The sequence below is a fragment of the Acidovorax sp. genome (genome assembly GCF_046294525.1).
Taxonomy (GTDB): Bacteria; Pseudomonadota; Gammaproteobacteria; order Burkholderiales; family Burkholderiaceae_C; genus Acidovorax.
The window spans coordinates 123,385-138,079 of the sequence record NZ_JBKBKQ010000002.1 but is presented as its reverse complement, the minus strand read 5'-3'; the positions used below and the strand labels follow the sequence as shown (position 1 = coordinate 138,079).

The 14,695-nt window shown below is 68.6% G+C and carries 11 protein-coding genes; 4 read left to right on the top strand and 7 right to left on the bottom strand.

The features are described 5' to 3' along the window. Positions 1 to 133: 133 nt before the first annotated feature. Positions 134 to 1,114 carry a Bug family tripartite tricarboxylate transporter substrate binding protein gene (locus ACK4HJ_RS03045; RefSeq protein WP_409827601.1) on the top strand — a complete coding sequence of 327 codons (981 nt, stop codon included), beginning with the start codon at positions 134 to 136 and terminating at the stop codon, positions 1,112 to 1,114. Then, on the top strand, positions 1,111 to 2,118 hold the full coding sequence (locus ACK4HJ_RS03040; RefSeq protein WP_409827599.1) for a succinylglutamate desuccinylase/aspartoacylase family protein: 1,008 nt from the start codon (positions 1,111 to 1,113) through the stop codon (positions 2,116 to 2,118). The genes ACK4HJ_RS03045 and ACK4HJ_RS03040 overlap by 4 nt, the downstream gene beginning before the upstream one ends. Before the next feature lie 49 nt (positions 2,119 to 2,167). On the opposite strand, the gene ACK4HJ_RS03035 is transcribed toward ACK4HJ_RS03040, so the two are convergent. The 4 genes from ACK4HJ_RS03035 to ACK4HJ_RS03020 form a co-directional block, all read right to left on the bottom strand. Continuing rightward, complete coding sequence (locus ACK4HJ_RS03035; RefSeq protein WP_409827597.1) at positions 2,168 to 3,145, bottom strand: EamA family transporter; 978 nt, start codon at positions 3,143 to 3,145, stop codon at positions 2,168 to 2,170. Continuing rightward, positions 3,142 to 3,582: an acyl-CoA thioesterase gene (locus ACK4HJ_RS03030; RefSeq protein WP_409827596.1), complete on the bottom strand. Its 441-nt coding sequence runs from the start codon at positions 3,580 to 3,582 to the stop codon at positions 3,142 to 3,144. The genes ACK4HJ_RS03035 and ACK4HJ_RS03030 overlap by 4 nt, the downstream gene beginning before the upstream one ends. A gap of 195 nt (positions 3,583 to 3,777) precedes the next feature. Continuing rightward, the gene (locus ACK4HJ_RS03025) at positions 3,778 to 4,176 is read right to left on the bottom strand and encodes a DUF779 domain-containing protein (RefSeq protein WP_409827594.1); all 399 of its coding nucleotides are present in this window, start codon (positions 4,174 to 4,176) and stop codon (positions 3,778 to 3,780) included. A 180-nt stretch (positions 4,177 to 4,356) separates the two neighbouring features. Further along, the gene (locus ACK4HJ_RS03020; protein ID WP_409827593.1) at positions 4,357 to 5,880 is read right to left on the bottom strand and encodes an aldehyde dehydrogenase family protein; all 1,524 of its coding nucleotides are present in this window, start codon (positions 5,878 to 5,880) and stop codon (positions 4,357 to 4,359) included. Between the two features lie 314 nt (positions 5,881 to 6,194). Here ACK4HJ_RS03020 and ACK4HJ_RS03015 point away from each other — a divergent pair, with 314 nt between their 5' ends. After that, the gene (locus ACK4HJ_RS03015; RefSeq protein ID WP_409827591.1) at positions 6,195 to 8,156 is read left to right on the top strand and encodes a sigma-54-dependent Fis family transcriptional regulator; all 1,962 of its coding nucleotides are present in this window, start codon (positions 6,195 to 6,197) and stop codon (positions 8,154 to 8,156) included. A 20-nt stretch (positions 8,157 to 8,176) separates the two neighbouring features. Here ACK4HJ_RS03015 and ACK4HJ_RS03010 read toward each other — a convergent pair whose 3' ends face one another. Both ACK4HJ_RS03010 and ompR read right to left on the bottom strand, forming a co-directional pair. Further along, positions 8,177 to 9,559, bottom strand: coding sequence for an ATP-binding protein (locus tag ACK4HJ_RS03010; RefSeq protein WP_409827589.1), 1,383 nt, complete (start codon positions 9,557 to 9,559; stop codon positions 8,177 to 8,179). Next, on the bottom strand, positions 9,556 to 10,299 hold the full coding sequence (gene ompR, locus ACK4HJ_RS03005) for a two-component system response regulator OmpR (protein ID WP_409827587.1): 744 nt from the start codon (positions 10,297 to 10,299) through the stop codon (positions 9,556 to 9,558). The genes ACK4HJ_RS03010 and ompR overlap by 4 nt, the downstream gene beginning before the upstream one ends. 230 nt (positions 10,300 to 10,529) lie before the next feature. Here ompR and ACK4HJ_RS03000 point away from each other — a divergent pair, with 230 nt between their 5' ends. Then, positions 10,530 to 11,519: an alpha/beta hydrolase gene (locus tag ACK4HJ_RS03000; RefSeq protein ID WP_409827586.1), complete on the top strand. Its 990-nt coding sequence runs from the start codon at positions 10,530 to 10,532 to the stop codon at positions 11,517 to 11,519. Between the two features lie 70 nt (positions 11,520 to 11,589). On the opposite strand, the gene uvrA is transcribed toward ACK4HJ_RS03000, so the two are convergent. Next, entirely contained in the window at positions 11,590 to 14,667 is a 3,078-nt protein-coding gene (gene uvrA / locus ACK4HJ_RS02995; protein WP_409828085.1) for an excinuclease ABC subunit UvrA, read from the bottom strand. Between the last annotated feature and the right edge of the window lie 28 nt (positions 14,668 to 14,695).

The following is a 14,695-nucleotide window of genomic DNA, read 5'->3' as shown; positions in this document are numbered from 1 at the left end:
AGCGGGGCACAGGGTTTTCATCAGGACGCTGAACCACATTGGCACAAACTGGTGCCGCTTCGGCACCAAGCTGGCAGCTGGGGCTTCGCACAATCGGGCCACATCCCCCCGATCCACGATGAGGAATCACCCCATGCAACCCACACTCCCCCTGCGCCGCGTAGCGCTCCTGTGCGGCCTGGCCCTGCTGGGCACCGCGGCCCCCGCGCTTGCGCAAGACACCTACCCCAGCAAGCCCATCACCATCGTCGTGGGCTACCCGCCCGGCGGCAGCACCGACCTGACCGGCCGCACCGTGGCGACCGAGCTGAGTGCCAAGCTGGGCGTTCCCGTGGTGATCGAGAACATCGGGGGCGCGGGCGGCGCCATCGGCGCGCAGAAGGTGGCCAGCAGTGCGCCCGACGGCTACACCTTTCTGGTGGGCGCCAGCAACGAGATCGCCATCAACAAGCTGGTGACCAAGAAGGTGAAGTACGACGTGAAGGACTTCACCGCCATCGGCCTCATTGCCTCGCAGCCGCTGGTGCTGGTGGCATCCACCGGCGCGGGCGTGAAGAACCTGGCCGAGTTCACGCAGAAGGTGTCCAGGAACCCCGGCAAGTTCAGCTACGGCAGTTCGGGCGTGGGCACCTCGCTGCATCTGGCAGGCGAGATGGTCAAGGAGCAGGGCAAGCTGTTCATGACGCACATCCCCTACCGCGGCGTGGCGCCGCTCACCAACGACCTGCTGGGCAACAACCTGGAGTATGGCGTTTTCGTGCTCTCCAGCGGCCTGCCGCACATCAAGAGCGGCAAGGTGATTGCCTTGGGCACCACCGAGGCCAAGCGCTCGGCCATCACGCCCGACATCCCGGCCCTGGCCGAGTCGCCCCAGTACAAGAACGTGGACATTGGCGTGTGGTTTGCGCTGATGGGCCCGGCCAACCTGCCCAAGCCGGTGTTCGACAAGGTGAAGAAGGCGTTGAACGACAGCCTGCAGTCGCCCGAGTTCAGGAAGAAGATGGAAGCCAGCGGCTCCACCGTGGCCTCGCCGGACGTGAACATCAACCAGTTCCTGGCGACCGAAGTGGCCAAGTACAAGAAGATCGTCGAATTCGCCAAGATCGAAGAATGAGCCTCGCCACCGACATGAACGCACGCGCCTCCCTCACTTTTGAGCTGCCCGCTCCCGACATCGGCGCCTGGCGCGCCGGCAACACCGGCACCGAGGGCGTGTGGCACTTTGACAGCGGCCAGCCAGGCCGCCATGTGATGGTGAGCGCCCTGGTGCACGGCAACGAGCTGTGCGGCGCCTGGGCCTTGAAGGGCTTGCTGGAGGCGGGCGTGCGCCCGCAGCAGGGCACGCTGACGCTGGCGTTGTGCAACCTGGAGGCGTTTGACCGCTTTGACGCTGCGGACCACGACGCCTCGCGCTTCACCGACGAGGACCTGAACCGCCAGTGGATCGACGCGCGCATGGACGCGGCCGACACGCGCGAGCGCCGCCGCGCCGCCGCGCTGCGCCCCTGGGTGGCGCGGGCCGACTGGCTGCTGGACATCCACTCGATGCACGAGCCCGGCGCGCCGCTGCTGCTGACCGGCACGCAGCCGCGCAACCTGGCGCTGGCCAAGGCCATGGCGGCGCCCGAACACATCGTGGTGGACGCGGGTCACAAGGACGGCGTGCGCATGCGCGACTACGGCCGCTTCGGCCTGCCCGATGCCGAGGGCGGCGACACACGCTCGCTGCTGGTGGAGTGCGGCTTTCACGGCGACCCGGCCAGCCGCGCCGTGGCGCAAGACCAGTGCGTGCGCTTTCTCGCGCAATCGGGCGTGGTGGATGCCGACGCACTGGCGCGGCAGCTGCCCGGCTGGCGCGGCCCCGACGCGCCCCGCCAGTGGGCGCTGGAGGTGACCGGGCCGGTCGTGGCCACCAGCAGCGCCTTCCGCTTCACCGAGCCCTTCACCGGACTGGAGGTGATCCCGCGCGCAGGCACGGTGATCGCCTGGAATGGCGATGGCAGCGACGGCGTGCCCGTGACCACGCCGTATGACGACTGCGTGCTGGTGATGCCCTCGGTGCGCCAGGCGCGTGCCGGCGTGACCGTGGTGCGGTTTGCACGGCGGCGGGTGCTGTAGCCCAGGGCTGCGCCGAACTATCTTTTTGATAGCTATCAGCGCTTAACCATCAAGCGCCAGAGGCCGATTTGGCTTGAAATCGTGATTGCAGGCGCGGCCCCAGCACCACGCAGGCCAGCGCCGCCACCACCAGCGCGATGCCGGCCCACTGCCAGGGTGCCACGCCTTCGTCCAGCAACAGCCAGCCGGCCGTGAGGCCCACCACCGGCACGGCCAGGCTGAAGGGCGCCACTCGGTTGGCGGGGTAGCGCTGCAGCAGGTTGGTCCACAGCGCATAGCCCACGATGGTGGCCGCCCAGCCCAGGTAGGCCACAGCAGCCCAACCCAGCAGGGGCACTGCCGCCAGCGTCTGCCACTGCAGCCAGCGCGCGGCGTCTGGGTCAAACGCCCACGACAAGGCCACGAAGGGCAGCACCGGCACGGCGCTGCTCCAGATCACAAACGCCAGCGGGTCATACCCCGGGGTTTGCTGCTGCGCCACGCGCGCGACGATGTTGGACGACGCCCACATCGCCGCGCCGCACAGCGTCAGCAGCAAGCCGGCCATGGTGGTGGCCGCCGCGGCGCCCACGCCAGCACCCGGGCCCACATAGTTCATTGCAAAGCACACCAGCCCCAGCGCAGCCAGCACCATGCCCCAGCGCAACGGCGGGCCGGGCCGTTCGTGCAGCACGGCAAAACCGAACAACGCGGTGAAGAACACCTGCGTCTGCAGCAGCACGCTGGCCAGCCCCGCCGTCATGCCCACCTTGAGCCCGATGAACAAAAAGCCGAACTGCCCCACGCCCTGGAATAGCCCGAACAGCAGCACCCAGCGCCAGTGCACGCGTGGCGGGCGCACCAGCAGCACCAGCGGCAGGGCCGCGCACAGGTAGCGCGCAGCGCCCAGCTGAAAGGGGCTGAAGCTGCGCAGCCCCCACTTCATGGCCACAAAATTCACACCCCACAACACGACCACCACCAGGGCGGCGAGCAGGTCGCGGGCGCGCAGCGGGCCCGCGCCGTGCGAAGAGAGCGGCGCCGTCACCGGGCAGCGCGCGCAGCGTCGATGTGCGCCTGTGCGCGTTGGGCCAGCGCGATGTCGCCCGGGGTCTCTGCATTCCACGTGTCCACGGGGCGGGGGTTCTCGCTGGAATCGACCCCGGTGTAGACGGCCACGCAGTGCACCACGTCCTGCAGCGGTGCACCATGGATGGAACCACTGCGCACCTCCACAGCCAGGCTCATGCGGGCGTCGTCTGTGGCCGTGAGGCGGGCATGCACTTCCACCAGGTCGCCGGGCCGGATGGCGCGCACAAAGTCAGCCCCGCCCACAAATTCGGTGATGCACGCACCCTTGGCCCAGGCGCTGGCGCACGCATAGCCAGCCTCATCCACCCACCGCAGCACGGTGCCGCCCGGGATTCTGCCGGCCTGCAGCGGGCCGTTCTGGGGCGCCAGAAAGCGCAGGGTGATCGAGTGCATGCAGAACGCTCCGGGCGGTGGTGAAGGGGGCCATTATTCTCCAGCCGAGCATTCGCCGCTGGCATGGCCCCATGCGCGCCGGGAGCCCCTGCGCGCAGGCTACCCCCCGTTGCCGCATGCCAAGCATGTCCCGCAAGCACTTCAATATTGATAGCTGTCAGCGCTTGATGGATAGGCGCTAGAGGCTATTTTGATTCAAATTTTCTGGACAGCCGCTTGCAGGGCAGCCGCGTCCATCTCTGCCAGCTCTGCCAACTCATGCGCCGTGAACACCCGCGAGCGCGTGTGAAAGGCCTTGCCCTCGGGCCCTTCGAGCGAGAACGTGCCGCCCGTGCCCTCGACTACATCGATGATGAGCTGCGTGTGTTTCCAGGTCTCGTACTGCGCACGCCCGATGTAGAACGGGCAGCCGCCGATGTCACCCAAGTACACGTCGCCCGCGCCCATGGTGATCTCGCCGGGCAGATAGCAACTGGCCGCGCTGTTGTCGCAGCAGCCTCCCGACTGGTGGAACATCAGGTCGGTGCCGTGCTTGGATTGCAGAAAGGCCACCAGCTCCAGCGCAGCAGGGGTGGCAATGACTTTTTCGACCATGGGGTGTCTCCAGCGAGCGATGCAAAAGATGCCAACGCGGCTCGTTGGAACAACGCGCCGCCAGCAGCGTGTCCTGCGGTTCACAGGCCGTTTCTGGCTAGGCGTCTCCGTCGCAGACAGTAGCAACGCTACGGCAAGACGAAGCAACGACGCCAGGGACGGTCTGTGGACCGCCACCCCTCAGAAGAAGCCCAGCTTGTTTTCTGAGTACGACACCAGCAGGTTCTTGGTCTGTTGATAGTGGTCCAGCATCATCTTGTGCGTCTCACGCCCAATGCCCGATTCCTTGTAGCCCCCAAACGCTGCGTGCGCAGGGTACGCGTGGTAGCAGTTGGTCCACACACGGCCGGCCTTGATCGCGCGGCCCATGCGGTAGGCCACGTTGCCGTTGCGGCTCCACACACCGGCGCCCAGGCCGTACAGCGTGTCGTTGGCAATCGCCAGCGCTTCGGCCTCGTCCTTGAAAGTGGTCACGGCCAGCACGGGGCCGAAGATTTCTTCCTGGAAGATGCGCATCTTGTTGTGGCCCTTGAACAGCGTGGGCTGCACGTAGTAGCCGCCTTCCAGGTCGCCGCCCAGGTGGGCCTGGCCGCCGCCAGCCAACACTTCCGCGCCTTCCTGCTTGCCGAGGTCGAGGTAGCTCAGGATCTTGGTGAGCTGCTCCTTGCTGGCCTGCGCGCCCATCATGCTGTTGGTGTCGAGCGGGTTGGCGTGCTGGATGGCGGCCACGCGCTTCAAGACGCGTTCCATGAACTTGTCGTAGATCGATTCCTGAATGAGTGCGCGGCTGGGGCAGGTGCAGACCTCGCCCTGGTTGAACGCGAACAGCACCAGGCCTTCAATCGCCTTGTCCAGAAACGCATCGTCCTTGTCCATCACGTCGGCAAAGAAGATGTTGGGGCTCTTGCCGCCCAGCTCCAGCGTGGCGGGGATCAGGTTGTTGGCAGCGGCCTGCGCGATCACGCGGCCGGTGCTGGTGGAGCCGGTGAACGCTATTTTTGCAATGCGCTTGCTCTGCGCCAGCGGCATGCCCGCCTCGCGGCCGTAGCCGTTGACGATGTTGAGCACACCGGGCGGCAGCAGGTCGGCAATCAGCTCGACCAGGATCAGGATGGAGATGGGCGTGGACTCTGCAGGCTTGAGCACCACGCAGTTGCCCGCGCCCAGCGCCGGGGCCAGCTTCCACGCGGCCATCAGGATGGGGAAGTTCCACGGAATGATCTGGCCCACCACGCCCAGCGGTTCCTGGATGTGGTACGCCATGGTGTTCTCGTCGATCTCGCTGATGCCACCTTCCTGCGCGCGCACGCAGCCCGCAAAGTAGCGGAAATGGTCCACGGTGAGCGGGATGTCGGCGTTCAGCGTCTCGCGGATGGCCTTGCCGTTGTCCACGGTTTCGGCGTAGGCCAGGCGCTCCAGGTTTTCTTCGATGCGGTTGGCGATCTTGAGCAGGATGTTGGCGCGCGTGGCCGCATCCGTCTTGCCCCAGGCGTCGGCGGCGGCGTGGGCGGCGTCCAGGGCCAGTTCGATGTCTTCAGCGGTGGAGCGGGCTGCCTGGGTGTAGACCTTGCCGCTCACGGGCGTGATGACATCAAAGTACTGGCCCTTGACGGGGGGCACGAATTTGCCGCCGATGAAGTTGTCGTACCGGGGCTTGTAGGTGATCTTGGCGCCAGCGGCGCCGGGGGCTGCGTAAACGGTCATGGTGTTTGTCTCCTGCGGTGGTTGTGTGCATCGGGCGGACTCGGTGGAGCCTGTCCGATGCCAACCCCTTACTCAAAACACATGCCAGCAGGCCAGGGGGCGCGAAGTGTTGATTTCATTGGATTTTTTCGGCCGCCCAGGGTGCACACCTGTTGCAGCCATCCGCATCGCAGTGTGCCGGGCCGCGACACCTGTCACGAAATGGAACAGTTGGCACACCGCTTGCGCTCACACCCTTGCCCCGCACCGACGAGCCCGCCATACTGGCCCACACACCACAAGCGGGCCGCCCTGAGCCCGCACGGAGACAAAGCGTGCGCCCCAACACCTCCCCCGTCGCCCTGCGACAGGCCCGCCAGCACCTGCTGGACTCTGGCCAGTGCCCCAGCGGCCTGGTGGACGAGCGCCTGGCGCGCTCCTGGTCGCGCAGCATGGCGGCCGGCCTGCTGCCCACCGGGCGGCCGCAGGCCATCGACCACCCCAGCAGCGGCACGCTGCGCCAGGTGCTGGCCAGCAACCCCGAGTTGCTCGCGCATTCGCGGCCGGTGATGGAATACCTGTTCGAGCAAGTGCGCCACAGCCAGAGCGTGGTGGTGCTGGCCGACCGGCGCGGCATGCTCATGCACACGCTGGGCGACCCGCACTTTGTGGACAAGGCCGAGCGCGTGGCGCTGACCAGCGGTGCCTCCTGGCACGAGGCGCACCGGGGCACCAACGCCATCGGCACGGCGCTGGCCGAGGCCTGCGCGGTGGAGGTGCATGGCGGCGAGCATTTTCTGGAGCGCAACAACTTTCTTACCTGCGCGGCTTCGCCCATCCTGTCGGCCACGGGCGAGCTGCTGGGCATCCTCGACATCTCGGGCGACTACCGCAACGGCCACGCCCACGCGCTGGGCCTGGTGAGCACGGCCGCCCGCATGATCGAAAACCGCCTGCTCGCTGCCACCTGCAAGCGCAACATCCGCCTGCACCTGCACAGCGCGCCCGAGGGCATTGGCAGCGTGGCCGAGGGCATCGTGGCCGTGTCGGCCGACGGCTGGATCGTGGGCGCCAACCGCGTGGCCCTGGCGCAGCTGGGCTTGCATACGGGCGATGTGGGCGCCACTTTGCTGGAGCAGGTGCTGGACGTGCGGATGGACGACCTGCTCTCGCACCACAAGCGCCGCCCCCAGCAGCCGCAGGCCTTGCGCACACTGCAAGGCGCCTTGCTGTTTGCACAGGTGCAGATGGACACCGCCTGGGTTGCCACGCCCACACGGCCCGCCGTTGCGACGACTGCTGCGCCCCAGCAAGACGCCCTGGCCCAGCTGGACACCGGCGACGCCCGCTGGCGCGCTGCCGCCGACAAGGCGCGCCGCGTGGTGGGCAAACCGATTGCGGTGCTGGTGCAGGGCGAGTCGGGCGTGGGCAAGGAGGTGTTTGCGCGCGCGCTGCACGCCAGCGGCCCGCGCCGCGATGCGCCGTTTGTGGCCATCAACTGCGCGGCGATTCCCGAGCACCTGATCGAATCCGAACTGTTCGGCCATGTGGCCGGTGCCTTCACCGGCGCGCGCAAGGAGGGCCACCTGGGCCGCCTGCGCGAGGCCCATGGCGGCACGCTGTTCCTCGACGAAATCGGCGACATGCCGCTGGCTCTGCAGACCCGCCTGCTGCGCGTGCTGCAAGAGCGCAGCGTGACGCCCGTGGGCGCCAGCAAGGCCGTGCCGGTGGACTTTGCGCTGGTCTGTGCCACGCACAACCAGCTCATGCAGGCGGCGGAGCAAGGGCGCTTTCGGCAAGACCTGTACTACCGCATCAACGGCCTCACGGTGCAGCTGCCCGCGCTGCGCGAGCGCAGCGACTTTGTGGCGCTGCTGCAGCGCCTGCTGGCCGACCTGGCGACGGAACAGGGGCTGGGTTTTGAGGTGCAGGTGGCGCCCGACCTGCTGGCCCGCCTGGCCACCTACCCCTGGCCTGGCAACCTGCGCCAGCTGGCCAATGTGCTGCGCACCGCCTGCGCCATGCTGGCCGAGGGCGAAGACACCCTGGGCTGGGAGCACATGCCGGACGACCTGGTGCAGGCGCTCACGGCCGCCCCAACGCCGACGCCTGCACAGACCGAAACCACCGCGCCCCCGATCGCGCTGAACCTTCAGCAGCTCTCCCAGGCCGCCATCGACCAGGCGCTGCAGGCCGCGCGCGGCAACATGTCGCAGGCGGCGCGCCAGCTGGGCATCAGCCGGCAGACGCTGTACCGCAAGCTGGGTGGGCGCACCACACATTCGCTACAAATTTAATAGCTATTGAGGCAATACCATCAGGCGGTAACGGCCATTTTTTCTTGAAACGGCAGCGCCAGCCGCGCCCGCAGCCCCGCGCCCGGCGCGCTGTGCAGCTCCAGCCGCCCGCCATGGCTGCGTGCCACGCGCTCCACGATGGCCAGGCCCAGGCCTGCACCTGGCGGGCCGGTGCGCGCCGTTCCGCCACCGCGAGCAAAAGGCTGGCGCATGCGGTCGATGTCGTTGGCTCCGATGCCGGGGCCCTGGTCCTGCACCTCCAGCCACACGCTGTTGGCATCGGCCCCGGTGCGCAGCACCACGGGCGGCTGGCCGTGGCGCCAGGCGTTTTCCACCAGGTTGTCCAGCGCGCGGCGCAGGGCCTGGGGGCGCACGGGCACTTCGGGCAAGGCACCCAGCTCCAGCCGCACGGTGCGCCCATGGTCGGCCTGCGCCTCGGCCACGGCCTGGGCCAGGTCGTTGAGCGATGCGGGGGTGGGCGCCTCGGCCTCACCGCTGCGCGCGAACTGCAGGAACTGGCCCACGATGCCGTCCATCTCGTCGATGCTGCGCGCCATGCTCGCGGCCAGCGGTGCATCAACCTGCGCACCGGCAATCTCGACACCCAGGCGCAGCTTGGTCAGCGGGGTGCGCAGGTCGTGCGACACGCCCGCCAGCATCAGCGCACGCTCGTGGTCGGCAGCGGCCAGGCTCTGCGCCATGTGGTTGAAGCTGCGGGCCACGGTGGCGATTTCTTCGGGGCCTGCTTCCGGCAGCACGGCAGGGGGCTGGCCCTGCGCCAGCTGGCGCGCGGCCCCCACCACCTGCGCCAGCGGGCGGTGGATGTGGCGCTGCAGCCACCACGCGCCCAGCAGCGCAAGCAGCATGCTGGCCAGCGTGGCGGCCAGCCAGGCGCCGGTGAAGGTGCGCGTGGGGAACACGCTGGGCAGGTTGAGCCAGTAGCTCTCGGGGCCATCGGCACCCGCGTGTTCCACACGCAGGGCCAGCATGCCGGCGCTGTCGCGGCGCCACAGGGGCTGGGGGGCGGTGGCGGCATCGTCTGCGCCCAGGCGGCGCGCCACGGCCCGCACAAACTGCCGCTCCATGGGCGAGAGCAGTGCGCGCCGCGCAGCGCTCTCGGGCGCCACGGGCGGGGTGGCCGCCACGGCCTGCTGGTTGAACGCATCGACAAACGCCGCCCGCTGCGCCGGGGGCAGCGCCTGCAGCCCCGCACGCAGCGCGGCCACGTTGCGGGCCACGCCATCGGCCACCAGCGCCACGCGGGGCTGGAAGATCATCTGCCGCACCAGCACGGCGGCCACCAGTTGGCCCAGCACGATGAGCGCGGCCATCAGCAGCAGGTTGCGCCCGAGCAGGCTGCGCGGCCAGAGCCCCCGGCGGGCGGTGGCGATGGGCGCCGTCATGGCTGCGCCCCTCCTGCGGGCGCGGCGCCGTCGGGCACAAACACATAGCCCACGCCCCACACGGTGCGGATGTGGCGTGGCTGCGCCGGGTCGGCCTCGATGATCTTGCGCAGCCGCATGATCTGTACGTCGATGCTGCGGTCGGTGGCGGCGTGGTCAGGCCCATAGGCCAGGGCCAGCAGCCGGTCGCGGCCCAGGGGGCGGTGGGGGTTCTGCGCCAGGGCCAGCAGCAGCGCGAATTCGCCGGTGGTCAGGGGCATGTCCTCCCCCCGGCGCTCCAGCCGCCGCTCGGCAGGCCACAGCACAAAGTCGCCAAACGCCAGGCGGCTCAACACGCCCTGCGGCCCGGTGTGCGCGCCCAGCAGGCGCTGGCGCCGCACCATGGCCTGGATGCGCGCCAGCAGCTCGCGCGGGTTGAAGGGCTTGGGCAGGTAGTCGTCCGCGCCCATCTCCAGGCCCACGATGCGGTCCACCGGGTCGCCGCGCGCAGTGAGCATCAGGATGGGAATGGTCTCGCCCTGCGCACGCAGGCGGCGGCAGATGGCCAGGCCATCCTCGCCCGGCATCATCACGTCGAGCACCAGCACATCAAAGCGCTCGCGCTGCAGCAGCGCATCGAGCGGGCCTGCGCCCTCGACGGTGCGCACGGTGTAGCCCTGGTCGCTCAGGTAGCGCTGCAGCAGGGCGCGCAGTTCGGGCTCGTCGTCGGCGACCAGGATCTTGGCGAGGGGGGCGGTCATGGGGGAGGAGGTTGGTGGCCAGGCAAGGTGCAGGCCCAGTCCCGATGGTACGGCGCACACCACCCGGGCCACGCCCGCACTCCAGCGCCCCGGTGATGACAGCCTGTGACAGCCCCCTGCGCGTTTGTCATGCTTTGTCATGACTTGGCGCCGTGCTGCAACCATTGGCGGGTCTGTGGATGCGACAGTCAGTCATCGGCAGCCCCGCCACGATCGCAGGAGTCTTTCCCATGCCCTCCACTGTCCATCGCACGCTCACCCCTTTCACCCGCTACACCCTCACGGCCGTGGCTACCCTCGCCCTGGCCGCCCCGGCGTGGGCACAGGCCCCTGCATCCGACGGCGCGCAAGGCGGCGGACGCCTGCGCGCGCTCATCGCACAGAAGCAGGCCCAGGCGCAGGCCGCCGCCCTGCCCACCGGCGTGCAGCGCATTGCCGATGTGCCTTACGGCAGCGACCCGCGCCAGCGCATGGACGTGTACCTGCCCACCCCTTCCTCCTCCACCGCCAGCGCCGTGCGCGCGCCCGTGGTCTTCATGGTGCATGGCGGCGGCTGGCGCCATGGCGACAAGGCCATGGGCCGCGTGGTGCAGGAGAAGGTGGCGCGCTGGGTGCCCCGGGGTTTTGTGCTGATCTCGGTGAACTACCGGCTCTTGCCCGACACCCCCGTGGACCAGCAAGAGCGCGACGTGCAGGCCGCGCTGATGGCCGCACAGCAGCGCGCCACCACCTGGGGCGCCGACCCCAGCCGCTTCATCCTCATGGGCCACTCGGCCGGCGCGCACCTGGTGGCGCTGCTCAACGCCCGCGCGCCGCAGGCCCTGCGCGAGGGCGCCTGGCCCTGGCTGGGCACGGTGGTGCTCGACAGTGCGGTGATGAATGTGCCCGCCTACATGCGCGCCCCCCACATGCCGCTGTACGACGACGCGTTTGGCGCCGACCCGACCTACTGGCGGTTGCTGTCGCCCTGGCACCAGTGGACGGCGGGCGCCCCGCCGATGCAAATGGTGTGCTCCACCGAACGCGCCGACCAGCCCTGCCACCAGGCCGAAGCCCTGGCCCGCCACGTGCACGGCCTGGGCGGCCGCGCCGAGGTGCTGCCGCAGGACCTGAGCCACGGCGAAATCAACGCCCAGCTGGGGCTGGAGAGCCCCTACACCCGGGCCGTGGAGGCCTTCATGGGCTCGCTGGATGCCGAGGTGGCGCGGCGCCTGCCGTGATGGTTTGCGCAATCACTACTAATTTGATAGCTTAAAAGGCACGCCCATTGAGCGCAAACGGCATTTTTTACTACAGTCTTGACCGCAGGTAGGGCGCCAGGTACCGCCCTGTGTGGCTGGCCGGGTTCGCTGCCAGCTCCTCGGGTGTGCCCACGCCCACCACGGTGCCGCCGCCCGCACCGCCCTCGGGGCCCATGTCGATGAGCCAGTCCGCCGTTTTGATCACGTCGAGGTTGTGCTCGATGATGACGATGGTGTTGCCCGCGTCACGCAGCTGGTGCAGCACCTTGAGCAGCAGGTCGATGTCGGCAAAGTGCAGGCCGGTGGTGGGTTCGTCCAGGATGTAGAGCGTGCGGCCCGTGTCGCGCTTGCTCAGCTCCTGCGCCAGCTTCACGCGCTGCGCCTCGCCGCCTGAGAGCGTGGTCGCGGCCTGGCCCAGGCGGATGTACGACAGGCCCACGTCCAGCAGCGTCTGCAGCTTGCGGGCGATGGTGGGCACGTCCTTGAAGAAGGCCGCCGCGTCCTCCACCGTCAGCTCCAGGATCTGCGCGATGTTCTTGCCCTTCCACAACACTTCAAGCGTCTCGCGGTTGTAGCGCTGGCCGTGGCAAATGTCGCAGGGCACGTACACGTCGGGCAAGAAGTGCATCTCCACCTTCACCACGCCGTCGCCCTGGCAGGCCTCGCAGCGGCCACCGCCCGAAGACTGCGACACGTTGAAGCTGAAACGACCCGGCCCGTAGCCGCGCTCCTTGGCGGTGTTGGTCTCGGCCATCAGCTCGCGGATGGGGGTGAACAGGCCGGTGTAAGTCGCAGGGTTGCTGCGCGGCGTGCGGCCAATGGGGCTTTGGTCCACATTGATGACCTTGTCGAAGTACTCGATGCCCACGATCTCTTCGTGCGCTGCCGGCTCCTCGTGCGCGCGGTGGATTTGCCGCGCCACGGCGGCATACAGCGTGTCGTTGACCAAGGTGCTTTTGCCCGAGCCCGAGACGCCCGTCACACAGGTGAGCAGCCCCACCGGGAAGTCCACCGTCACGCCCTTGAGGTTGTTGCCCGTGGCGCCCACCACGCGCAGCGCCTGCACGGCGCCCTGGCGGGCGTGGTGTTCGGCCATGCGTTCGGCGCGGCGCTTGCTGGCCTCGGTCTGCGGAAAGCGCGACTTGGCTTTGGCCTCGACCACAGGTGCGGGCTGGTCCAGCACCGGCAGCCAGGGCGTGCGGCGCTTGGGTACGGCAATCGCGCGCGTGCCCGACAGGTACTGGCCCGTGAGCGACTGCGCATTGGCGCGCACCTCGTCGTAGGTGCCCTGCGCCATCACGCGCCCGCCGTGCACGCCCGCACCGGGACCCATGTCGATCACATGGTCGGCGGCGCGCATCATGTCCTCGTCGTGCTCCACCACGATCACGCTGTTGCCAATGTCGCGCAGGTGCTGCAGCGTGGCAATCAGGCGGTCGTTGTCGCGCTGGTGCAGGCCAATGCTGGGCTCGTCCAGCACATACATCACGCCCGTCAGGCCCGAGCCGATTTGCGACGCCAGGCGGATGCGTTGCGCCTCTCCACCGCTCAGCGTTTCGGCGCTGCGGTCCAGGCTCAGGTAGCTCAGGCCCACGTCGTTCAAAAACTGCAGGCGCGTGGCGATCTCGCGCACCACCTTGTCGGCAATCTCGGCCTTGGCGCCGGTGAGCTGCAGGGCCTTGAACCAGGCATGGGCGTCGCTCAGCGTGGCGTGGCTCACTTCGTAGATGGCGCGGGCCTGTGGGCCTTCGCCCACCTTCACGTGGCGGGCCTCGCGGCGCAGGCGCACGCCATGGCATTCGGGGCAGGGCTGGGTGCTGCGGTAGCGGGCCAGGTCTTCGCGCACCACCACCGAGTCGGTCTCGCGGTAGCGCCGCGCCATGTTGGGCAGGATGCCTTCGAACGGGTGCTTCTTGGTGTAGACCTTGCCCTTGTTGGCGCCGCTGTCGAGGATGTAGCTGAACGCGATTTCGTCCTCGCCCGAGCCGTGCAGCACCGCATGCTGCACAGTGGCCGGCAGCGTCTCAAAGGGCGCCTCCACATCAAAGCCGTAGTGCCGCGCCAGGCTCTCCAGCATCGCAAAGTAGTAGCCATTGCGCCGGTCCCAGCCCTTGATGGCGCCGCTGGCAAGGCTGAGCGTGGGGAAGGCCACCACACGCGCGGCATCAAACACCTCGCGCTGGCCAATGCCGTCACACGCCGGGCACGCACCCATGGGCGAGTTGAACGAGAACAGGCGCGGCTCCAGCTCGGCCAGCGAGTAGCTGCACACCGGGCAGGCGAACTTGCTGCTGAACAGGTGCTCCTGCCCCGTGTCCATCTCCAGCGCCAGCACGCGGCCGTTGCCGTCGTGGCCGCCCACGCGCAGGGCGGCCTCGATGCTCTCGGCCAGGCGCTGCTGCAGGTCGGCGCGCACCTTCACGCGGTCGATCACCACGTCGATGTCGTGCTTCTCGGTCTTCTTGAGTGCGGGCAGGCTCTCGTGTTCGTAGATCTGCCCGTCCACGCGAAAGCGGACGTAGCCCAGCGCCTGCATCTGCGCAAACAGCTCGGTGAACTCGCCCTTCTTCTCGCGCGCCACGGGGGCCAGGATCATGAGCTTGGTGTCTTCGGGCAGGGCGAGCACCGCGTCCACCATCTGGCTCACCGTCTGCGCCGCCAGCGGCAGGCCGTGGTCGGGGCAGAACGGCGTGCCCGCGCGGGCGTAGAGCAGGCGCAGGTAGTCGTGGATCTCGGTCACCGTGCCCACGGTGGAGCGCGGGTTGTGGCTGGTCGCCTTCTGCTCGATGCTGATGGCGGGCGACAGCCCTTCAATCAGGTCCACATCGGGCTTGTCCAGCCGCCCCAGGAACTGCCGTGCGTAGGCTGACAAGCTCTCCACATACCGCCGCTGGCCCTCGGCATACAAGGTGTCGAACGCCAGGCTCGACTTGCCCGAGCCTGACAGCCCAGTGATCACCACCAACTGGTTGCGCGGGATGTCCAGGTCGATGTTCTTGAGGTTATGGGTGCGCGCCCCCCGGATGCTGATGCGCTGCTCGCGCAGGGCACGGGCGAGGTAGGTGCCGTCATCGCCCGGGCGGGCGGGGCGGTCTTCAGCGGCGGCGGGGGGCTGGGTCACAGGCAGGCTCGGTCAGGAAAACCCACCATGATAG